22 protein-coding genes are annotated in these 22,739 nt (G+C 34.0%); 11 read left to right on the forward strand and 11 right to left on the reverse strand.

All coding sequences use genetic code 11. From position 1 onward, the window contains the following. The coding region (locus tag IU405_RS08190) for a hypothetical protein (protein ID WP_231749624.1) at nucleotides 1-288 on the forward strand (288 nt) is incomplete at its 5' end. A gap of 159 nt (nucleotides 289-447) precedes the next feature. Continuing rightward, entirely contained in the window at nucleotides 448-915 is a 468-nt protein-coding gene (locus tag IU405_RS08195) for a hypothetical protein (RefSeq protein WP_197438126.1), read from the forward strand. A 156-nt stretch (nucleotides 916-1,071) separates the two neighbouring features. On the opposite strand, the gene ribB is transcribed toward IU405_RS08195, so the two are convergent. The 6 genes from ribB to tpx form a co-directional block, all read right to left on the reverse strand. After that, complete coding sequence (gene ribB, locus IU405_RS08200; protein ID WP_197438127.1) at nucleotides 1,072-2,223, reverse strand: 3,4-dihydroxy-2-butanone-4-phosphate synthase; 1,152 nt, start codon at nucleotides 2,221-2,223, stop codon at nucleotides 1,072-1,074. Next, entirely contained in the window at nucleotides 2,220-3,668 is a 1,449-nt protein-coding gene (locus IU405_RS08205; RefSeq protein ID WP_197438128.1) for an LptF/LptG family permease, read from the reverse strand. The genes ribB and IU405_RS08205 overlap by 4 nt, the downstream gene beginning before the upstream one ends. Nucleotides 3,669-3,730: 62 nt before the next feature. After that, on the reverse strand, nucleotides 3,731-4,396 hold the full coding sequence (locus IU405_RS08210; protein ID WP_231749626.1) for a LolA family protein: 666 nt from the start codon (nucleotides 4,394-4,396) through the stop codon (nucleotides 3,731-3,733). Next, complete coding sequence (locus IU405_RS08215; protein ID WP_197438130.1) at nucleotides 4,389-6,839, reverse strand: FtsK/SpoIIIE family DNA translocase; 2,451 nt, start codon at nucleotides 6,837-6,839, stop codon at nucleotides 4,389-4,391. The genes IU405_RS08210 and IU405_RS08215 overlap by 8 nt, the downstream gene beginning before the upstream one ends. A gap of 35 nt (nucleotides 6,840-6,874) precedes the next feature. Continuing rightward, nucleotides 6,875-7,255, reverse strand: coding sequence for a diacylglycerol kinase family protein (locus IU405_RS08220; RefSeq protein ID WP_197438131.1), 381 nt, complete (start codon nucleotides 7,253-7,255; stop codon nucleotides 6,875-6,877). A gap of 3 nt (nucleotides 7,256-7,258) precedes the next feature. Beyond that, the gene (tpx, locus tag IU405_RS08225) at nucleotides 7,259-7,756 is read right to left on the reverse strand and encodes a thiol peroxidase (protein ID WP_197438132.1); all 498 of its coding nucleotides are present in this window, start codon (nucleotides 7,754-7,756) and stop codon (nucleotides 7,259-7,261) included. An 89-nt stretch (nucleotides 7,757-7,845) separates the two neighbouring features. Between tpx and IU405_RS08230 the strand changes: the two genes are divergently transcribed. Together IU405_RS08230 and IU405_RS08235 are read left to right on the forward strand one after the other, a co-directional pair. Next, on the forward strand, nucleotides 7,846-9,270 hold the full coding sequence (locus IU405_RS08230; protein ID WP_410896746.1) for an MATE family efflux transporter: 1,425 nt from the start codon (nucleotides 7,846-7,848) through the stop codon (nucleotides 9,268-9,270). After that, nucleotides 9,257-9,481 (forward strand): hypothetical protein, encoded by a 225-nt coding sequence (locus IU405_RS08235; protein ID WP_197438134.1) that lies wholly within the window; start codon nucleotides 9,257-9,259, stop codon nucleotides 9,479-9,481. Before IU405_RS08230 ends, IU405_RS08235 begins: the two co-directional genes overlap by 14 nt. A gap of 32 nt (nucleotides 9,482-9,513) precedes the next feature. Here the strand turns inward: IU405_RS08235 and IU405_RS08240 are convergent, their stop codons facing one another. Next, nucleotides 9,514-10,149: a hypothetical protein gene (locus IU405_RS08240; RefSeq protein ID WP_197438135.1), complete on the reverse strand. Its 636-nt coding sequence runs from the start codon at nucleotides 10,147-10,149 to the stop codon at nucleotides 9,514-9,516. 241 nt (nucleotides 10,150-10,390) lie between these two features. Here IU405_RS08240 and IU405_RS08245 point away from each other — a divergent pair, with 241 nt between their 5' ends. After that, complete coding sequence (locus IU405_RS08245; protein WP_197438136.1) at nucleotides 10,391-11,494, forward strand: heparan-alpha-glucosaminide N-acetyltransferase domain-containing protein; 1,104 nt, start codon at nucleotides 10,391-10,393, stop codon at nucleotides 11,492-11,494. Between the two features lie 412 nt (nucleotides 11,495-11,906). Here IU405_RS08245 and IU405_RS08250 read toward each other — a convergent pair whose 3' ends face one another. Together IU405_RS08250 and prfB are read right to left on the reverse strand one after the other, a co-directional pair. After that, nucleotides 11,907-12,707, reverse strand: coding sequence for a DUF6090 family protein (locus IU405_RS08250; RefSeq protein WP_197438137.1), 801 nt, complete (start codon nucleotides 12,705-12,707; stop codon nucleotides 11,907-11,909). A 429-nt stretch (nucleotides 12,708-13,136) separates the two neighbouring features. Next, nucleotides 13,137-14,228: a peptide chain release factor 2 gene (gene prfB, locus IU405_RS08255; RefSeq protein ID WP_197438138.1), complete on the reverse strand. Its 1,092-nt coding sequence runs from the start codon at nucleotides 14,226-14,228 to the stop codon at nucleotides 13,137-13,139. 85 nt (nucleotides 14,229-14,313) lie between these two features. On the opposite strand from prfB, the gene IU405_RS08260 reads away from it, so the two are divergent. Beyond that, nucleotides 14,314-16,734, forward strand: coding sequence for a zinc-dependent metalloprotease (locus IU405_RS08260; protein WP_197438139.1), 2,421 nt, complete (start codon nucleotides 14,314-14,316; stop codon nucleotides 16,732-16,734). A gap of 14 nt (nucleotides 16,735-16,748) precedes the next feature. Then, the gene (locus IU405_RS08265) at nucleotides 16,749-17,774 is read left to right on the forward strand and encodes a threonine aldolase family protein (protein WP_197438140.1); all 1,026 of its coding nucleotides are present in this window, start codon (nucleotides 16,749-16,751) and stop codon (nucleotides 17,772-17,774) included. On the opposite strand, the gene IU405_RS08270 is transcribed toward IU405_RS08265, so the two are convergent. Continuing rightward, nucleotides 17,764-18,393, reverse strand: a complete 630-nt coding sequence (locus IU405_RS08270; RefSeq protein ID WP_197438141.1) for a hypothetical protein — start codon at nucleotides 18,391-18,393, stop codon at nucleotides 17,764-17,766. The two genes, IU405_RS08265 and IU405_RS08270, sit on opposite strands and share 11 nt — an antisense overlap. A gap of 2 nt (nucleotides 18,394-18,395) precedes the next feature. After that, entirely contained in the window at nucleotides 18,396-18,890 is a 495-nt protein-coding gene (locus IU405_RS08275; protein WP_197438142.1) for an RNA polymerase sigma factor, read from the reverse strand. Nucleotides 18,891-19,008: 118 nt separating this feature from the next. Here IU405_RS08275 and IU405_RS08280 point away from each other — a divergent pair, with 118 nt between their 5' ends. The 4 genes from IU405_RS08280 (at nucleotide 19,009) to IU405_RS08295 (ending at nucleotide 22,725) form a co-directional block, all read left to right on the forward strand. Then, nucleotides 19,009-19,902: a MerR family transcriptional regulator gene (locus tag IU405_RS08280; RefSeq protein ID WP_197438143.1), complete on the forward strand. Its 894-nt coding sequence runs from the start codon at nucleotides 19,009-19,011 to the stop codon at nucleotides 19,900-19,902. 61 nt (nucleotides 19,903-19,963) lie between these two features. Then, nucleotides 19,964-21,430, forward strand: a complete 1,467-nt coding sequence (locus IU405_RS08285; RefSeq protein ID WP_197438144.1) for a phytoene desaturase family protein — start codon at nucleotides 19,964-19,966, stop codon at nucleotides 21,428-21,430. A gap of 6 nt (nucleotides 21,431-21,436) precedes the next feature. Further along, nucleotides 21,437-22,279 carry a phytoene/squalene synthase family protein gene (locus tag IU405_RS08290; protein ID WP_197438145.1) on the forward strand — a complete coding sequence of 281 codons (843 nt, stop codon included), beginning with the start codon at nucleotides 21,437-21,439 and terminating at the stop codon, nucleotides 22,277-22,279. Continuing rightward, nucleotides 22,279-22,725, forward strand: a complete 447-nt coding sequence (locus IU405_RS08295) for a sterol desaturase family protein (protein WP_197438146.1) — start codon at nucleotides 22,279-22,281, stop codon at nucleotides 22,723-22,725. The genes IU405_RS08290 and IU405_RS08295 overlap by 1 nt, the downstream gene beginning before the upstream one ends. Nucleotides 22,726-22,739: the final 14 nt, after the last annotated feature.

Raw genomic sequence — 22,739 nt, forward strand, 5'->3', positions numbered from 1 at the left:
AAGTATTTCTACGTCACTGAAGATTTACGAATGGACTACGAGCCTATAAAAGATTTTCATATGAGTGAGATATATAAAAATGTAAAAACGATTCTTGAAACAAACGATAACAGAGTAGCTGAACCAGTGAATCTTTCGGATGTCCAGAATGATATATATTTCCAAGAAGCTCTGAAACGAGCAATTTCGTTTTATCAATGGATGAATCGAAATTATAGAAATGGAATAAGAGAGAATGAAATAGTCCAGGAAAAAATCAAAGAGGAGTTGAACCGAAGTGGAAAATAACGAAAGCACAACAATGGCTATAAGTAATTGCTTGTTTTCGCCTACTTTGGAAATTCCGCAGGAATTTCCAACTTGGTGTGTACTTTCAAAATTAAGTGCTAACCCACGCAACTACTCATAGCCGAGACCGTTGTAGGTAATGTAAAAAACAGAACACTAATGAAAAATAATTTGATTTTACTATTTTATACTTTCACTATTGGATTGTCTTTTGGACAAACTAATAAAGTGAATGAAAAATCTTTTCCGACAAACTTTGACCAAACAAAATTTAATAAGATTAAAAAATTTACGAATAGAATAATTGCATATGACGCGAATATTCTTGAAATAAAAAATAGCAGAAATAATACACCTTTTTACAAATTAGAGTTAGGAGAAGGAAATTATTTATGGACTGTCTTAATGTTCAAAAATGAAGAAAATGTGATTGGAGATAAGATTAGAGTTGTTGGCTATTTAAATAAAGTTGACTCAAAAAATACTGATGAGGAATACTTAGAAGGAGAAAAATATATGGTTATAGCATTAGGTTTAGTTGATTTTGAAAAAGAGAATTTTCTTTTTGTCAGTTCTGGCTATAAACAGAAAGAACAATGGATTAAAGGCGAAATCCCTAGTCAATGAGAAACACTGCCTACAACAAAGAACTGAGTTAAAAAACAAACAATTTTTCAATATTTTTTTTTGCAATATTTCATTAAGCTTACATGTAACTCAATCTAAGAAAGCTAACAATTACAAACACCAAGCAAGAATTATTTTTAGAACACCGTCAACTCATCATTCCCCAAAACCCACATACTCCACAATCTCCAATCCATAGCCTATCATACCCACTCTTTTGGTTTGTGGTGAATTGGAAATGAGTTTTAGTTTGCTGATATTCAGGTCGTGCAGTATTTGTGCGCCAATACCAAAATCTCTTTGATCCATAGAAATGGCAGGTGCTTTGTGTTCACCTTTGGCTTGGTTTTCTTTTAAAATACTCAATCTGTTGAGCAAATTGGTATTTTGGTTTTGTTGGTTGATAAACAAAATAGCGCCTTTTCCTGCATCATTAATCACTTGAAACATTTTGTCTAATTTAGAATCAGCATCATTGGTGAGCGTTCCTAAAATATCATTGTTTACGAGGGTAGAGTTGATTCTGGTCAACACAGCTTCCTCCGCATTCCAAGAACCTTTAGTCAATGCCAAATGTATTTGGTGATTGGTGGTTTGTTCGTAAGCTCGCAATCTAAATTTCCCAAAACGAGTGGTAATTTCGAAGTCTTCTTTCTTTTCTATCAATGAATCATGCTCCATTCTGTAAGCCACCAAATCTTCAATAGATACAATTTTGATGTCGAATTTTTTGGCAACTTCCAGCAATTGTGGCAAACGTGCCATAGTGCCATCCTCGTTCATAATTTCGACAATTACTCCAGCAGGTTGTAATCCAGCCAAACGTGCAAAATCAATAGCAGCTTCTGTGTGTCCTGTTCTTCTTAGCACACCACCTTCTTTGGCTCTCAATGGAAAAATATGTCCAGGTCTTGCTAGGTCAAAGGGTTTGGTGTCTTTGTCTATCAATGCTTGAATGGTCAGAGCTCTATCCGCAGCAGAAATTCCAGTAGTAACGCCTTTTCCACGCAAATCTACAGAAATGGTAAAAGCAGTTTCCATAGGGTCAGTGTTGTTATTGACCATCATGCCCAATTCCAATTCTTTGCAACGCGATTCAGTAAGTGGAGTGCATATCAATCCACGACCATGTTTCGCCATAAAGTTGATCATTTCTGGTGTCACTTTTTCAGCAGCTGCTAAAAAATCGCCTTCATTTTCTCGGTTTTCATCATCTACCACAATAATGATTTTTCCATCTCTGATGTCATTGATGGCTTCTTCAATACGGTGCAATTGGCTATTTTTGGTTGCTATTTTTGAGGTCATTGTTGCCTTTTTTTGGGAAGTATTTTTTTGAAAAATTCAGTAATGGGTTGTAAGAAGGTGTCAATATTAAAAATACCTTTGTCTTTGGTAGCTCTGTACGTCAGCAGAATAGCGATGGGAATCATAATGATGCCTGAAATCCATGAGCCTAAAAAAGCCGTTACTGAACTGTTTTCTGCCAACCCTTTTCCAAAAGTATTGGAAAAATGATAGGTTACATAAACGGCTATTGCCAAAATCATGGGCATACCAAAACCACCTTTTCTTACAATAGAACCTAATGGAGCGCCTATAAAAAATAAAATAACACAGGATAAAGACAAGGCAACTCTGTTGTAATATTCTGTTTCATACAGATTTAAAACTTTTCGTTTGAATTTTAGGATTTCTGTATTATTTGTGATGGTGCTCAACAATCGGTTTGTTTTAGAAACAGAGGCGTTCAAAATCATGATTTTTTCCTCCAATTCAAAATTATCCAAGGTGTTTTTGGATAGTTTTTTGTTTAGTAAAGAATCTGGAATTTGAACCAATTCTTTTGCATCTATGGAAGCAAAAATATTATTTGCCCTTAGCTGCATGTCTTCGTCATAGGTAAATTTCAACTTTGGGACAGTGTCTTTCAGCTCTTCCAAACGATACATCATGGGGCTTCCTGTAGAATTGATAGAATCCAGTTTGCCATCATCAAAAACATCACCCACATCAATATTGAATTCATATTCATCAAACGTAGCACTAGAAGCAGCCATTTTTGATCTTTTAGCAGGAGTTCTCGCTGATTTTACATGTTCTTCATAAAAGTTACCATTGTTTAATATCATGGTAATGTATCTACTTCCTTCCTCGGAAACTACTTTTCCTCTCTCGGCAGTGATTACTTTTTGATTGCCTCTTCCACCTCTCAAATCATAAATCAATACATTCTTCAACAGGTTTTCTTCTTCGCCATATTTTTCATCAAATTTAATTTGAAAACCAGGAATATCAGCATTGAAACTTCCGGGAATCAAAGACATGGCTGGTTTTTTCTTTTTGATGTTGATGTATAAATTCGCTTGCTTCATTTTTGCATACGGAAATACATTGTTCAAGAAAAAGAAATTGGCAATACTTAATAGAATAGCGAGGATTGCAATGGGTCTTATCAATCGTTGTAAAGAAACACCTGCGGATTTTGCTGCGGCAAATTCATAGTTTTCGCCTAAATTTCCCATGGCCATGATAGAGGAGAGGAGGACTCCAATGGGCAATGCCTGCGGAATAATCATCAAAGTAGTGTAATATAAAAACTTTAAGATAAAGCCAATACTCACGCCTTTTCCTGCAATGTTTTCGAAAGCTTGCCACAACAATTGCATCACCAAAACGAAAAGCACAATGAGAAACGTCGCTATAAAAGGAACTAAAAAACTTTTAAGGATGTATCTGTCTAGGATTTTCATGGAAAACAAAAATAGCTTCTTTTTTGGTGGAATGCTATAAATTAATTGTTAATTGAAAATAACTAATCAATTCGATATTTTTTTGCTAAAAACTTTTGTTTGTCAAAGGTAAAATAGGTGTCAGACAATGTTTCATTACTCTTGAATTTGGTAATGGTAAATGTTGTTTTAGAACCATTAGACCCTGTCTGAATCAAATTGTAAATATGTTTTGTTTTGGCATCAATTCCCAATTCTACTTTTACAATTTCTGAGGAGCTATCCATAGGAAAAAGGGTTACAAACTGAATATTTCGTCCATTGATATTCTGCAATTTGCCCATTTTAAACTGATATCCTTCTTTGTAAAACGTAAACAATTTTGAGGGATAAATAAATCCGTCATCAGCATCTAAATCTCCTTTGGTGATGGCAATTTCTTTTTCATCGTGATTGATGACATGCAATTTTTTACCATCATATAAAAATGTATTGCCAAGATATTCCAATTGGTATTTTTCGCCAGCAATCACAATTTCACCTCTGATGGGTGGTTCGTCCCCGTATTTTATGCCTGCGTCTTCGTTAACCAATGTTTGGCTAAAGTCAATAAACATGTTTTTGTAAGCTGTCATTTTTGCAGAAACTTCGTCCAACAAAGATTTTGCTTCTTTTGAATTTTGAGAAAACACACTATTTCCTATCATTAAAAAGATGCAAAGCATCCCTATTTTCATCCTACTATTCATTTCTTTCATTTTCTAATAATTGTTCTAAACTTGTAAAGTCGGTGATCAATACTTGTCTTGCTTTGCTGCCTTCAAAAGGACCTACTATCCCAGCAGCCTCCAATTGGTCAATCAATCTTCCAGCTCTATTATATCCTAATTTTAATTTTCTTTGCAATAGGGAAGCTGAGCCTTGTTGTGCTGTTACAATAATTTCTGCAGCTTCTCGGAATAATTTATCGCGATCTTCTATGTTATTATCAAGAGTTGTGCCACCTTCTTCGCCAACAAATTCGGGCAATTGATAGGCTTGTGGATAGGCTTTTTGCGAACCAATGTAGTCTGTGATTTTTTCAACTTCGGGTGTATCAACAAAAGCACATTGAATTCGAATCAATTCATTTCCAGCAGAATACAACATATCTCCACGTCCAATCAATTGGTCTGCACCTGGCGCATCTAAAATGGTTCTTGAATCTATTTTGGAAGTTACTCTAAAAGCAATTCTCGATGGAAAGTTCGCTTTGATAATCCCTGTAATTACGTTTACTGAGGGTCTTTGTGTGGCAACAATCAAGTGAATTCCAATAGCTCTTGCCAATTGTGCCAAACGTGCAATGGGAGTTTCTACTTCTTTTCCAGCTGTCATGATCAAATCTGCAAACTCATCAATGACCAAGACAATATAAGGCAAAAATTGATGTCCTTCGTTCGGATTCAATTTACGCTTTTTGAACTTCTCATTATATTCCTTGATATTGCGAACCATAGCTGCTTTCAACAAATCATAACGATTGTCCATTTCAATACACAAAGAGTTCAAGGTGTTGATTACCTTATGTGTATCTGTGATAATGGCTTCCTCAGTATCTGGTAATTTTGCCAAATAATGACGCTCTATTTTATTGAATAAGGTCAATTCCACTTTCTTTGGGTCAACCAAAACAAATTTTACTTCAGCAGGATGTTTTTTATACAAAAGCGATGTTAAAACAGCATTCAATCCTACCGATTTTCCTTGACCAGTGGCACCTGCCATCAACAAGTGAGGCATTTTTGCCAAATCCACCACAAAGGTTTCGTTGGAAATTGTTTTTCCCAAAGCGATTGGCAATTCCATTTGTGATTCTTGGAACTTCTTAGAAGAAATTGCAGAATACATAGAAACTGTAGTAGGTCTTTTGTTGGGTACTTCAATACCAATGGTCCCTTTTCCGGGAATAGGCGCAATAATACGAATACCTAAAGCAGCCAATGAAAGCGCAATGTCATCCTCTAAATTTTTGATTTTTGAAATCCGAATTCCTGCATCAGGTACAATTTCATATAAGGTAATGGTTGGCCCTACAGTCGCTTTGATTTCGGAAATACCAATGCCATAATTTTTCAGCGTATCAACAATATTGTTTTTGTTTGCTTCTAATTCATCAGGGTCAATAGAAATGCTTTCATTATATTGTTTCAGCAAATTGAAGGTTGGAAAACGAAAATTTGACAATTCTAAGGTTGGATCAAATTCCCCAAAATCTTTTAAAAGTCTGTCAGATAAATTTTCAGCTTCTTGTTCTTCTTCTTCCACTTTTTCAATATCAATGGCTACATCACTTGAAATTAAGGAAGGCTCCATCATTTCATCCTCTTCTTCATCTAAGTTGACAGGAATATTTTCAAGATTCTTTTTCGAAAAATCAGAAAAACTAGCAATGGTAGGTTTTAAATTTTCCAAAGGACGCTCAAAAGTAGATTTCTCTTTTTTGTCAAAAATGATGGTATTGGAAACAGGAGCTTCTTCTTTGATAGGCTCTTCCAAAGACGCTTCAAAAGCTTGTTTTTCAAGAGCAGCCTCTTTTTTCAGTTTTTGTTCTTCGCGTTTTCTTTTTAAATTTTCGATATAATCATCAAAAGTCACTTTATAACGCACAATCAAATAGCTGATAAAAAGAAAAATAAGCGCAATGATTAATCCTGTATTTCCGATGAAAGTTTGCAAATACTCATTGATTTCGATACCAACAACTCCTGATAAAATGGCAAAATCATCAGGCAAAAAACCCAATGATACTGAAATCCAAATCATGGAAATCAATCCCCAATTCCATGAAATAATGAGTTTTGAGAAAGGTTTTTTCAATAGGATGGTATAGCCTGTAAACAATAATTTATAGGTGATGATAAAGGAAGCAACCCCAAAACCTTGGTAAACGAAAAAGTGACTCAGGTTTGCACCTACTTTTCCCAATAAGTTTTTGGCAATGACTTCTCTATTGAAAAACTGCTGCAATGTACTTTGATCTTCTTGCCAATGAAAAAAGAAAGAAATGAAAGAAGCAATTAAAAAAACAGCAAACAAAATAAAAAAAATAGCAACCAATGTTTTAGTTTGCCTTGATTTTAAAAATGCAAAAACTGATTGTTTTTCAGTGGATGCAGTTGTTTTTTGTGTACTTGTTTTTTCTTTAGCCATTGAAAGTTAATCTAATAAATAAGGTAACTAGTTGCTTACAATAAAGCAATAATTCTAGGAACGTAAATAATTCCGCAAATAACAATTGCTGCGAAAGCTGCAAAACTTGGTGCACCAGCAGCAACGTCTTTGATAACTTCTATTTGTTTATGGTATTCAGGATTTACAAAATCAGCTATTTTTTCAATAGCAGTATTGGCAGATTCAGCAACTAAAACCAGTCCAAGAACCAATGTTTGCATCATCCATTCTGTTGATGAAATGCCAAAATAGAACCCCATTATTGTTACTAAAACACCAAAAGATAGTTGCACTTTTACACTATCTTCTGTGGTAATTAAAATCCAAGTACCTCTCAAAGCATACTTTATACTTTTAAGTCTTCCCACCAAAAAACTATCATTTGGATCAATCATTCTTTAAATAGCTTTAAGAGCGGCCTCGTAATTTGGTTCATCAACAATATCTGAAACTTGTTCAGTGTATGCAATATTTCCTTGTTCGTCAATCAAAACAACTGCTCTTGAATGCAAATGTGATAAAGGGCCAGTTGTAATTTCTAATCCGTAATCTTTTCCAAAATCACCCGTAGCAAAATCTGATAAAACGTGTACATTTTCTATTCCTTCTGCACCACAAAAACGAGTTTGAGCAAAAGGCAAATCTCTTGAAACGCAAATCACTACTGCATTTTCTAGAGAAGCAGCAGATTTATTAAAAGTTCTTACTGAGGTGGCACAAGTGCTTGTATCAATACTTGGAAAAATATTCAATATCACTTTTTTACCAGCATAATCTGCCAACGTTTTGTGTGATAAATCTCCTGCAATTAAAGAAAAGTGAGGAGCTTTGCTTCCTATTTTTGGTAAATTACCTATAGTTTCTATTTGATTTCCTTTTAATGTAATTGTTGCCATTGGTTTTTTAAATTTTTGAAGCCCCAAAAATACTTAAATTTATCTATATTTTGGTTAAAAGTATGATAAGATGTGCATCTTTTTAATTTATGAAGAATGTGTATCTTCGCAAGTTCAAATTTATCGCTTTGAACATTCAACAATATACTAGGGAATTTAAGAAAAATTGGTATTTAGCAGCACCCGTAATTTTAGGGATGTTGGGTCATACTTTTGTGGGTTTTGTTGATAATATAATGGTGGGACAATTGGGTACAGCTGAATTGGCTGCGGTTTCATTGGGCAATAGTTTTATGTTTGTTGCCATGTCTATTGGCATTGGATTTTCAACAGCCATCACACCTTTAGTAGCGGAAGCTGATGCTGCTGAAAACACTTCGTTGGTAAAATCTTCCTACAAACATGGACTGATTTTGTGCACTGTTTTGGGAATTTTGTTGTTTTTGGTTTTGTTTCTTTTCAAACCTATTTTGTATCACATGGAACAACCCCAAGAAGTAGTTGAACTCGCGTTACCTTATTTGGATTTGGTGGCTGTTTCACTAATTCCTTTAATTATTTTTCAAGGAATCAAACAATTTAGTGATGGATTGGCTTTGACAAAATACCCCATGTATGCCACTTTATGGGCAAATATTGTGAACGTATTTTTCAATTACGTACTTATCTTCGGGAAATTCGGTTTTCCTGAAATGGGCATTGTGGGTGCTGCTTATGGCACCTTGATTTCAAGAATTGTGATGGTTGTTTATTTATGGTACATTTTACGAAAAAATAAACGCTCTCGTAAATACTTGAAATCCATCAAACTATTTGTGGTAGAAAGTGCCATGTTCAAAAAGATTATCAATTTGGGTTCATTAACAGCCATGCAAATGTTTTTTGAAGTTGCTGTTTTTACATCTGCAGTGTGGTTGAGTGGTTTGTTGGGAAAAAATCCACAAGCAGCCAACCAAATTGCGCTGAATTTAGCTTCCATGACATTTATGGTAGCTATTGGGTTTAGTGTGGCAGCCATGATTCGTGTGGGCAATCAAAAAGGTTTGCAAAACTATGTAGAGCTCAGAAGAATCACGTTTTCTATTCTGTTTTTAGGATTGATGATGGCAAGTATTTTTGCCATTTTCTTCTTCATTTTTCATGAAAGTTTGCCAAAAATATATGTTGATTTTAACGATGCTGTAAATTATCAAGACAATATGGAAGTGGTCATCATTGCCTCAAAACTCTTGTTGGTTGCTGCTGTTTTCCAAATTTCTGATAGTGCGCAAGTAATGATTTTAGGTGCTTTGCGTGGATTGCAAGACGTGAAAATACCTACTTTAATCACTTTTATTTCTTACTGGATTGTTGGTTTTCCCATTTCGTACTTTTTGGGAAAAGAGGCAGTTTTAGGCAGTTTTGGAATTTGGCTAGGATTGTTGGCAGGATTGACAACCGCTTCTATTTTATTATTTATCAGATTTAATTCCTTAACTTTAAAACTTATAGCAAAGAAAAATGAACTTACCTAAATTTTTATTGGCGGACAATAGCCAATTTCCAGAAGATATTTTTGTGTTACATACCGAATTTCCTCGTTTTGTGATCAATCTAAAAGATGACGAAATAGAATGGTTTGAAGATTTATCAGGAGAAAACGAAGAAGATATTGCCAATGAATTATCATCCTTGATTGAGCAAGCTTCTCAGTTTTATGATGATGAAATGGCTCAATACGAATAGTTATTATTTTTTATTTAAATTATTGATATTGTTTATTTTATAGTAGTTATCTGAAGTAAACTATCAATATATTTTTGATTGTTCATCAAGTAACTTTTAGGAAGTTCGCTGTTTGTAACAAAGAGATAGTTTGCTTTTTTTCCATCCATCAAAACACTACTTTGGTCTGTGGTGGTTTGTGTCCAATCTTTGGGATTTTCTATTTTTAAGCCTTTTTTGAATGCTAGATTAGGGTGTATATGAATGATGTTTGTATCGCGAATAAAAAGTTCTTTATCAAAAATTCCCCTCCTTTCAAATGGTGCTGAGGATGCATTTGGATTGTCAAACAACACTAAAACAAAGGAATTGTCTGTGTCAAAACGAATCGTTGTTTTCGAGTTTTGATATGAAAACATCAATAATAGGAGCAGCGCAATTCCAATTTCTGAAAACGCAATGATTTTGTACGAAAATTTCCGAAGCAAAATCCTGTCTATCAAATAAAAAAACCAAACTGCCATCGTAATTGGAGCTGCAATAGAAAGATAAATTCCGCTAAATAAATCAGGAGCAAAAAAGTTTTTATAAATCGCTTCAACCAATACAATCAAACACAAAATACTGGCAACAGTCAACAACGTAACTGGAAAAAAGACTTTTTTTAAAATAGGTTTCCAAGATATCATTTTCGTAATCGCCTGTTTGTATGTAAATATCTTTCAAAACGAATTGTTTACAGTACTAGTGCTTTACAACATCGTTTTTTAGTTGGTTGATTGACAATTGGATATAAAAATATCGAAAAAAAATCATTCAAACAACCTAATTAAAAAATAAGTTTGAGGTGATTTTGCGTGAAAACATGTCTTAAGATTGTTATTTTTTGAAAAATATCTCTTACTTTCGCAATTACCAATTGAATAAATTTTGAAACAAACAAGGTTGTATTTTATTGATATTGTTCGTGCAATTGCCATTTTAATGATGTTGCAAGGGCATTTTGTAGATACCCTTTTAGACCCTCAATATCGAAGTGACGATTACCTCGCATATAGAATTTGGTCGTATTTTAGAGGAATCACAGCCCCCACATTTTTTACCATTTCGGGACTGATATTTACTTATTTATTGATCAAAGCCAAGCAAAAAGGCGAATTGAATTTTCGTATCAAAAAAGGAATTATCAGAGGTTTTATGCTGATTGGCATTGGATATTTTCTCAGAATTCCGTTGTTTCAAATGTTTTATGGTGATGTTGGTACTGCTTGGTTGGCAGTGGATGTGCTGCAATGTATTGGATTGTCATTGATTATGATTGTGTTGCTGTATGTCATTACTTTCAAAAAAACCTTGGTATTTTCTGCCCTTTTATTCATCCTCGGGATTGTTATTTTCATCACAGAACCTTGGTATCGAAATTTAGAAATCCATAATGTACCCATCGCAATTGCCAATTACATGACAAAAACAAACAAATCCGTTTTTACCATATTGCCTTGGTTTGGGTATGTAGCTTTTGGGGGATTTTTAGCCACCATTTTTTACCGATATTTAGAGCGCAATACCTTTAAAAAAACAATTATCATTGGATTATTCATCACAGGATTTTTATTGATTAACTATTCTACGTCCTTTTTATATTTTATCAATAGAATTACTGATATAGAAGTAATCAAATTAAGCGCAGGGTATAATTACTTATTCAAAAGATTGGGAGATGTGTTTATTCTATTTGCACTTTTTTATACACTTGAAGACTATTTAAAACATTCATTGATCTTAAAAATTGGGCAAAAAACCCTTTCCATTTACGTAATCCATTTTATCATTATCTACGGAAGTATCACAGGATTTGGACTGAACAGGTTGATTGGAAAAACCTTGCAACCTTGGGAAGCTGTTTTTGGAGCCTTGTTGTTTTGGTTGGTGGTTTGCGTTACTGCCTTGAACTACGTGAAAACTAATCAATTTATCTACGGTAAAATCAACCGTCTTTTTGGGAAAATGAAGAAGGATGCTCCAAATGATTGATGGGGTAACTGCGTGTCATTTTTTAAATAGAATCCCTTAACCATCCAACACCCTCAAAACAAACGGTAATTTTCGGTGATTTCTTTGGCAACTGGAAGAAAAAGGTAGTTTTTTACTCGGCTCTTTGTTAGCAAATGTTGTTTCTTTTATGTTTGTCAAGTTACTTTAATTACGGGACGTTTTATCCTATCTATATCGAGTTGTATTCAGCCATTTTTAGAAAGCTAATACCGTTTTTTCTATAATGCTTATTGTGCTTAAAGTATTTTTGACTCACCTACAAATTAAAAGCTTTCTTTCAGTATCTCTTTTTTGTATCACAGAATCATTGTGAATGTAATTAATTTATGGTTTGATATTTAGGATTGGCACGGATTGCAAATCCACGCTATCAGTGTTTCTTTTAAAAAAATTAATTATTGGTATTCCTTTTTATTTCTTCTAGAATTTTTTCTGTTGTTTTTTTACTTTCTATCATTAAACCTAAATGTCCTAAACTAATTGTATGGCGCATGTTCACAATATTCATTAACTCTAACTTGTTTTCTGATTTTTGTAGCAAATCTTTTGAAATTTCGGAAAGTTCTTTATGATATATGGTGGTTAATTGAAATGTAGTTGTTTTTGGAATATATTTCATAGAGTCTAATTCTAAATTATTATAATAATACCCTAATTTAAGAAATTTAACCCCAAATTGTTGGTCAACAAGTAGGGTATTATTATTTTGAATTACCTTTTCTATTCTTTTTAATTCTTGATAATACTTAATGAGATGGTCTTTGAACTTTTGATTTTTAATTAAATTGATGTTTCCAGAAGAGATTAAATCTGTATACGTAGGATCTGTAATTACAAACGTTTTACGTGAGTGCAAGTTTGATAAGTTTTGATAAAAAGAAATCTCTAATTCAGAAAGTGAATTGGAAATAAATTGTTCTATAATACTTCCAGACTCATGGATATATACATTTTCAGAGTCAATTTGGTTGTTTATTGCTATTATTTGATTTTCCAAATCTCTTTCTAAATTGGAAAGATATATCGTTTCTTTTTGTTTGTCTTTTCTGATTTCATTCCAATTATTGATTTGCAACGCAATTAGAATACCTATAACAACCAGTACAATTTCGCCAAAAGCATATAAAAAATAACTGCGAACTCTGCTTTGTTCAATCAATTTTTGACGGATTTTTCGAAAGAATTTAATCATTGGTTTTTATTTTAATTCGTTTCTTTAGGGACATTATCTTGGTAGCAAATAGAATTTGCATTTTTTTGTTGTGCCTTTAGGTACATGACCATGAGTTTAAACTCCGATAGCGGATTTGCAATCCATGGCCACAAAACTATTTTTTGCAAAGCTAAAATAATAATCTTCTTTCAGTATCTCTTTTTTGTATCACAGAATCATTGTGAATGTAATTAATTTAGTATTTGATATTTAGTATTGGTACGGATATCAAATCCGCTATCGGGATTTATAGATGACAAATATAATATAACCACAAAGAAACATAGAAAAAAGGGAACCATAGTCCAAGTGTTGGGTTTCACATAGCTATGACGTTCTGAAACTGAGTGAAACGACTAAAAAAATAAACCTATGTTTTCTATATGGTTTATCTCATTCACCGAAAATCTACTCCTTCTGCCCATTCAACATCAAAAACGCTTTTAGGAATTCGCCAATATTCCCATCCATAACAGCATCTACATTGCCAGTTTCGTGGGCAGTACGAACATCTTTTACCAACTTATACGGATGCATCACATAATTACGGATTTGACTTCCCCATTCGTTTTTCATCTTGTTGGCTTCAATATCGTCACGGGCAGCTTGTTGTTTTTTCAGTTCAATTTCATACAACTGCGATTTCAACATTTGCAACGCAGTGGCTCTGTTATCATGTTGTGAACGCGAATTGGAACACTGAATTTGGATGCCTGTTGGTTTGTGCGTCAATTGCACTTTGGTTTCCACTTTGTTGACGTTTTGACCTCCAGCACCACTTGAACGAGCCGTAGTAATCTCAATATCAGCAGGATTGATCTCAATTTCTATAGAATCATCAGCCACAGGATACACATACACAGACGAAAAACTCGTGTGACGCTTGGCATTGCTATCAAAAGGAGAAATGCGCACCAATCTGTGCACCCCATTTTCACCTTTCAGCCACCCAAAGGCATAATCGCCTTCAATTTCCACAGTGACCGTTTTGATTCCGGCTGCATCTCCCGCTTGATAATTGAGCGTTTTAAGTTTGAAACCTTGTTTTTCTGCCCACATGGTGTACATTCGGAATAACATTTCTGTCCAATCGCAACTTTCTGTGCCTCCTGCACCTGCTGTAATTTGGATTACTGCGGACAGAGAATCTCCTTCTTCCGACAGCATATTTTTGAACTCAATATCCTCTAAAAACGAGATGGTTTTGTCAAATTGCTCCTCCAATTCCGTTTCATCTACTTCCCCTTCTTTATAAAATTCGAACAACACGTTTAAATCTTCATTCAAGGCTTTTACTTCTTGGTAGTCAGCCACCCATTTTTTCTTAAAACGCAATTCTCTGAGAATGACTTCTGCCTCTTTTGGTTGATTCCAAAAGTCAGGATTGGCTGTTTTTTCTTCTTCATTGGCTATCTGAATCAGCTTTTTATCGATTTCTAAATACGAATGTAGCTTTTCGATTCTGACAGTAATATCCTTTAAGTGTTCTAGTGTAATCATAAGTACTGCAAAAATAAATGAATTTTTAAGAATTCAACTTGAAAACAAGGCGAGTTATTTGTAGTTTTATCAAAATTTATATCCGATGCAAAAAAGACTCATTTTTATCGCCATTGCTTTTGTTAGTTTGCCGTTATTTTCTCAGTTTTTTCAGGAGAAAACAGGGGATAAATTGCAGAAAGGAATCACCAAGTTTGAAGGCTATTTTAATTTTTATTATGATGACACTGCTGATAAAGTATATCTAGAAATCGCCCAATTAGACCAAGAATTTTTATACATCAATGCCCTTTCGCAAGGAATTGGTTCGAATGATATTGGGTTGGATAGAGGGCAATTGGGGGATGGGGTAGTGGTCTTTTTTAAAAAAGCAGGCAATAAGTTGTTATTGATTCAACCCAATCAAAATTTCAGAGCCATTACCGATAATTTAGAAGAAAAAGAATCCGTAAAAGAAGCCTTTGCCAAATCGGTGTTGCATGGATTTGTCATCAAAGAAGAAAAAAAAGGGGTGTATTTGGTAGATGCCACTGATTTTTTGATGCGAGATGCGCATGGTGTGGCAGCAACTTTGGCAAACAATAATCAAGGAAATTATAGTTTGGACAAAAGTAAAAGTGCTTTTTATCTAGAGCGCACCAAAGCATTTCCTAAGAATGTAGAATTTGATGTGATGTTGACGTTTAGTGGCGCACCCAAAGGCTACAACATTCGCAGTGTGACTCCAGATGCCAGTGCAGTAACTGTGCATCAGCATCATTCTTTTGTGGAATTGCCAGACAACAACTACAAACCCAGAACATACGATCCACGTTCGGGTTCATGGCAAATGACTTATATGGACTATGCAACGCCCGTAAATGAAAATATTACCAAACGCTTTATTTACAGACATCGATTGGAAAAGAAAAATCCGAAAGCTGCCATTTCAGAAGCTGTTGAACCGATAATATATTATTTAGACAGAGGCACTCCTGAGCCCGTCAGAACTGCCTTATTAGAAGGTGGTCGTTGGTGGAATCAAGCCTTTGAAGCTGCAGGATACAAAGATGCTTTTCAATTTAAAATGTTGCCAGAAGGGGCAGACATGCTAGATGTGCGTTACAATGTAGTGCAATGGGTGCACAGGTCAACCAGAGGTTGGAGTTATGGCGCAAACATTTCTGACCCAAGAACGGGCGAAATTATCAAAGGACATGTAAGTTTGGGAAGTTTGCGCATTCGTCAAGATTATTTAATTGCCCAAGCCTTGCAAGCGCCTTATAAAAATAATTCGGTGGAGGATGAATTTGCATTGCAACTAGCGATTGCTAGAATTAGACAATTGTCTGCACACGAAATTGGACATACCTTGGGATTTGCGCACAATTTTGCCGCAAGTACTGTTGGGAGAACTTCTGTGATGGATTATCCACACCCAAAGTTGGTGATGAAAGACGGTAAGATTGATTTTTCTCAAGCCTATGATGATAAAATAGGAGCTTGGGATAAAGTGACAGTTGCGTATTCCTATCAAGATTTTTCGGATGATGTCAATGAAGAAACAGCACTGAATGACATTTTAGAAAAAGCCTTTGCCAATGGATTACGTTATTTATCGGATCAAGATGCAAGACCTACAGGAAGTGCCAGTGCCTATGCCCATTTATGGGACAATGGCAATACCGTTTATGACGATTTATACAACTTATTAGACATCCGTAAAAAAGCCATTGCTGCTTTTTCAGAAGACAATATCAAAACAGGTGAACCTTATTCGGTGTTAGAAGATGTATTTGTGCCTTTGTATTTTTTACATCGCTATCAAACAGAAGCTACTGCCAAAATTATTGGTGGTTTGGACTACACCTATGCAGTAAAAGGAGGAAATCAAACCATTGTGAAGCGCATTGCAGGAAAAGAAGAACGTAATGCATTCCAAGCCATTTTAAAAACATTGGCTGTGGAAGAAATAGCGATTCCAAAAGAGAAACTTTCGCTTTTTCCACCCAGAGCGTATGGCTATGACAGAACAAGAGAATCGTTCAATAGCAAATTAGGCGTGGCTTTTGACCCTTTTTCGGCAGTGGAAACGAGTGCAGAAATGACCTTAGAAATGTTGTTGCATTCGCAAAGAGTTTCTAGGTTGATTGCTCACAAAAGTTTGGACGATTCCCAATTGGGTTTTGATGAATTGTTAGAGGAATTGTTGGCGAATTCTATCAAAAAAACGCACAAAGACCCTTATTATCAAGAATTGCAAAACATCATCAATGCTAAAGTGTTAGAGCAATTGTTTTATTTGTCAAGCCATAAAAATCAATATCCGCAAGTCAATGCGATGGTTGATTTTACATTGAATGAAATAAAATCCTATCTAAAAGAAGCAAAATCAACAGGAATTCAAAAAATGTTTGACAAAGCTATGATAGAACAATTGAGTAATTTTGAGAAAAACCCAACGAGTTTCAAAAAATCAGCAGCACCCAAAATTCCAGATGGTTCACCTATAGGAACCTCTCATTAAAAATACTTGAAAGAATGATTATTGATTTAATTTCTGATACCGTAACCAAACCAACTCCAGCAATGTTGGACGCCATGATGCACGCAAAAGTGGGAGATGACGTCTTTAAAATGGACCCAACAGTCAATGCATTGCAAGAAAAAGCAGCGCAATTATTTGGCATGGAGGCAGCCTTATTTTTCCCCTCAGGAACTATGGCAAATCAAGCTGCCATTAAAATACATACCCAACCTGGGGATTTATTGTTTTGTGACAAATATGCACATGTGTACAATTATGAAAGTGGAGGAGCCGCATTTCACTCGGGAGTCACCTGTAAATTGATTGACGGAAAAAGAGGGATGTTTACAGCAGCACAATTGGAAGAAGTTGCAGCTGGAAATCCTGAAATCTATTTACCCTATTCGAAATTGGTGTGTATTGAAAACACTACCAATAAAGGAGGAGGAGCGTGTTGGGATTTTGCTGAATTGGAGAAAATAGAAAAAATAACCAGAGAAAAGAACTTGGCTTTTCATTTGGATGGTGCACGATTGTTCAATGCATTGGTTGCCAAAAACGAAACACCCCAACAATATGGGCACTTATTTGATACCATTTCTATTTGCTTTTCCAAAGGGTTGGGTGCGCCAATAGGTTCTATTTTATTGGGTTCCAAACAACATATGGAAAAAGCGTTGCGCATTCGAAAATTGTTTGGAGGCGGCATGAGACAAGTAGGTTTTTTAGCTGCTGCTTGTGACTATGCGTTGGATCATCATGTGGAAAGATTGGCAGAAGATCATCAAAAAGCGAAAGAAATTGGGGTGGTTTTGGAAACGCTTTCCTTCATCACAAAAGTAGAGCCTATTGAAACCAATATTGTGATTTTTTACGTAGACAAAACGATAGGTGATGCTACTTTTATTGAGAAAATGAAAGCTGAACATATCTTGTTAACGCCAATGGGCGAAGGCAAAATACGCATTGTCACGCACTTGGATTACACCAATGAAATGCATGAAAAATTACTGCAAATATTGAGAAATTTTAAAGGTTAGTTTCGTTTAATTCCTTTTCCAATCTCGCCAATTCTTTGTAATTTCTATTGAGTTTTTTCAGAAGAATTCCATACAATAGTTGATAAAACAGCCAGAAAAGTCCGAGTATAATGACAGTGGCAATCATCATGATAAAGACAACCATCACAATTTGTTTGTTGTTCAAGTGGTCAATATTGATATTGATGGATGCAATGGTAACCACAATCATTGTCAAACCTAAATAACCCAAATTGAAAAACACATAATTACGTACTGTTTTACGTGTTTTTATGATTTTATTCATCAATTGTTTGGTAGAATCTGTAGAAGAAATGCGAATGTAATTGAGATAGAATTGTGCTAAAAAATAAAACAAAATCGAATATGCTAGAATTTGAGAGTACAACACAAAGCTCTCTAAACCCAATTCTTCATATTGTTTGTAGGCCTCATCCATGTCCATAAAGAAATATAGCGAGTTCATAAAAACAAACTCCAAAATTCCAATTACAAAAATCCATTTTACGATGGAAGAAGATTTGGCATGCGCCATTTTGTAAATTTCTAATGTAGAAAATTTACAAGGCATTTCTACCTGTTTAGTCCAAGTTTCTTTATATTTATCTAATAAATCCATCTTTATGGGTTTAAAATACTTTTTAATTTTTCCTTTGCTCTGTTCATTTTCACTCTAGCATTTACGTTTGAAATTCCCAATGTTTCTGCAATTTCATTGAAATTTTTATCTTCTAAATACAAAAAAATCAATGCTTTATCAATATCATTCAAATGATGAATGGCTTTGTACAAAGCTTCTAGTTGTTTTTCTTCAGTATCATCATATTCTGTTGATGAAATTTTGAATGCCACATCGCTAAAATCATCTGTTTTAATAGTTCTAGTTGATTTTCTATACAACGAAATTGCGGTATTCAACGCCACTCTATACATCCAAGTGCTAAATTTAGCATCGCCACGAAACTTGGAATAATTTTTCCAAAGTTGGATAGTGATTTCTTGAAACAAATCATTATGTGCTTCTTTGTCTGTAGTGTACATTCTACAGATTTTATGAGCAATATTTTGATTTTGTTCAAAATCTGATAAAAATTCAGCTTCTAAATCTTTTTGCACTCTAATCAGTTAGTTTTGAGTATTAGTAGCGCAAAATTAGAAAATGTTACAGATTTATTTTTAACTATTTTCTAATTGAAAAAAATGTCTAACTTTGTTCACTTCAAAATGAAATACATTGAACAATATTAAGCAAGATTTCACGATAAGAGATTTGGAAAACATTTCTGGAATCAAAGCACATACCATCCGAATTTGGGAAAAAAGGTACAATTTATTGCAACCCAATAGAACAGATACCAATATCAGATATTACTCTCCAGAAAGTTTGACGAAATTATTAAACATTGTTTTACTCAATAATAATAATTTCAAAATTTCGAAAATTGCAGCCATGTCCAATGAGGAAATTCTGTTAAAATCTAGAGAATTGGCTTTTAGCAATGCCATCAATGATGAGGCTATCAATTCTTTCAAACTCTCTATGTATCAGTTTGATAAGATATTGTTTAACAATACATACAATACCTTATTACATAAAAAAACATTCAGAGAGATTTTTAAAGACGTGTTCATTCCGTTTTTAGAACAAATTGGGATGTTGTGGCATACAGATACTTTGTTGCCTGCTCATGAACATTTTATTTCCAACTTGATTGCTCAAAAAATATTGGCAAATACGGAGAAATTGCAATACAATATTACCAATAGCAACAAAACATTTGTATTGTTTTTACCTGAAAATGAAATACATGAATTGGGATTGTTATATCTGAACTATGAGTTGGTGTTGAGAGGTTTTCAAACTATTTATTTAGGACAAAGTTTGCCATTGAACAATTTGAATTACTTTTTAGAAAGTGACCGAGAAATTACGTTTATCACTTCGTTAACGATTCAACCTTATGATGATAAAATAGAGGAGTATTTTAATGAAATTGATCAAGTTATGGCTGATACTAAGAATAAATTCATTGCTACAGGACGAAAAGTTCAAAAAATAAAACACTTGAATTTGAACACCAATATCCAGTTGTTTGATACCATTGCAGATTTGTTAAAAGTCTTATAAAATTCTACAACCATCACTAAATCGTTTAATTAATGGTTACATTTGTTAAACAAATACACACATGAAAAAAAGAATATACATAATAGGTTCTGGTTTTTCTGCTTTGGCAGCTTCTTGTTATCTATCCAAAGAAGGATTTGAAGTGGTTGTTTTAGAAAAAAATGCCACTTTAGGAGGAAGAGCAAGACAGTATAAAAAAGATGGTTTTACCTTTGATATTGGCCCAACTTGGTATTGGATGCCAGATGTTTTTGAACGCTTTTTTGCGGATTTTGGTAAGAAACCTTCCGATTTTTATCTGTTACACAAATTAGATCCTGCATATCAAGTTTATTTTGGAGAGCAAGATTCTATCATTATAGATGGAAGTTTAAGCAATATTTACGAAACTTTTGAAAAGGAAGAAAAAGGAAGTGCTGCACATTTGAAATCATTTTTAGGGTCTGCAAAATCAAATTATGATATTGCCATCAAAGATTTGGTGTACAAACCAGGAATTTCTCCTTTAGAGTTGGTGACTCCAAAAACAGTAACAAAGCTGAATCAATTTGTTTCTACCATCAGAAAAGAAGTTCGAAAAAATATCAAAAGCAACAAGTTAATTCAGATTTTAGAGTTTCCTGTGTTGTTTTTAGGAGCAAAACCAAGCAACACACCTGCATTTTACAATTTTATGAATTATGCTGATTTTGGTCTAGGAACATGGCATCCAATAGGAGGAATGTATAAAGTGGTAGAAGGAATGGTGGCTTTGGCAGAAAGTTTGGGTGTTGAATTTAGAACCAATGCCAATGTTGAAAAAATCATGACAGATGCTTCAAACAACATTACAGGTTTGAAAGTAAATGGGGAAAAATTGGAAGCAGATTTGGTGTTGAGTGGAGCAGATTATCATCATACAGAGACTTTATTGAACGAAAATTTGCGTCAATATTCAGAAAATTATTGGTCAAAAAAGACTTTTGCGCCTTCATCTTTGTTATTTTATGTTGGTTTTGATAAGAAATTAGAAAACGTTTGTCATCATACATTGTTTTTTGATAGTGATTTTGATGTGCATGCAAAAGACATTTACGACACTCCAAAATGGCCTGACAATCCCTTATTCTATGCGAGTTTTTCAAGTATTACAGACGATTCTTTTGCTCCTGAAGATTGCGAAGCTGCCACATTTTTAATACCTTTAGCACCAGGATTGGAAGATACAGAGGAATTGAGAGAATTGTATTTTCAAAAAATAATTACACGTTTGGAGAAATTAACCAACCAAGATGTGCAAAAAAATATTATATTTAAAAAATCTTTTTGCGTGAATGATTTTGTTGAAGAATACAATTCATACAAAGGAAATGCATACGGATTGGCAAACACGTTGTTTCAAACAGCATTTTTGAGACCTAAAATAAAAAGTAAAAAAGTGAATAATTTGTATTTTACAGGACAATTGACGGTGCCAGGGCCAGGTGTACCTCCAGCATTGATTTCTGGTAAAATTGCATCAGATTTAATCGTAAAAAACCAACAATAATATAGTATGAAAGATTTGTTCGACAATGTTTCAAATGATTGTAGTAAATTGGTTACTAAAAAATATAGTACCTCCTTTTCTATGGCCGTCAATATGTTGTCTCCAAAAATCAGAGCTGATATTTACAATATTTATGGTTTTGTTCGCTTTGCAGACGAGATTGTAGATACGTTTCATGATTTTGATAAAGAGCAATTGATGTCGCATTTTGAGAATGATTATTATTTCGCTACAAAAAATAAAATCAGTCTGAATCCTATTTTACATTCTTTTCAACAAACGGTCAATAAGTACAACATTCCAGACGAAATGGTGCAAGCTTTTTTGAAAAGTATGAAAGCTGATTTGCACAAAACCGATTACAAAACGAAAGAAGAATATGACGAATATATTTTTGGTTCGGCTGATGTTGTTGGTCTCATGTGCTTAAAAGTCTTTGTCAATGGTGATGATAAACAATATTTAGAGTTGAAAGATGCTGCCATGCGTTTGGGTTCCGCATTTCAAAAAGTGAATTTTTTACGTGATTTGAAAGATGATTTTGAGTTGTTGAATCGTTCGTATTTTCCAAATATCGATTTAGGAAAGTTAGATGCTGCCTCCAAACAATTGATTATTGACGAAATTGAAGCCGATTTTGAGTATGCTTACACAAATGGCATTTTGAAATTGCCTGTAGAAGCGAAATTTGGAGTGTATATGGCATACAGATATTACAGAAGATTGTTGAAAAAATTGAAAACAGTTCCTTCTGAAAAAATTATGGATACCAGAATTCGTATTTCTAATCCTATGAAAATAAACCTTTTAGCTAGAAGTTACGTAAAGTATAAATTAAATATTATCTAATGTTGTACGCACTTATTACTCTTGGTGTTTTTATAACAATGGAAGGCGTTACTTGGTGTACACACAAATACGTAATGCACGGTTTTGGGTGGTTTTTACACGAAGATCACCATCAGCCAGGGTATCCAAATGTGTTTGAAAAAAACGATTTGTTCTTTGTTATTTTTGCAATTCCAAGTATGTTATTGTTTATTTTCGGTTCAAATACTCAGTATACCTTCTTGATATTCATTGGTTTAGGAATTTTATTATATGGTTTAGCCTATTTCCTAATCCACGATGTGTTGATTCATCAACGTTTTAAATGGTTTAAAAACACCAATAATTGGTATTTGAAAGCATTGAGAAAAGGACACAAAGTGCATCATAAAAACATGGGAAAAGAAGAAAGCCAATGTTTTGGGATGTTGTTTGTTCCGTTAAAATATTTTAAAGAGTATTTATAGTCTTTAACACGATA

Source organism: Polaribacter sp. BAL334, from assembly GCF_015767435.1.
GTDB lineage: Bacteria > Bacteroidota > Bacteroidia > Flavobacteriales > Flavobacteriaceae > Polaribacter.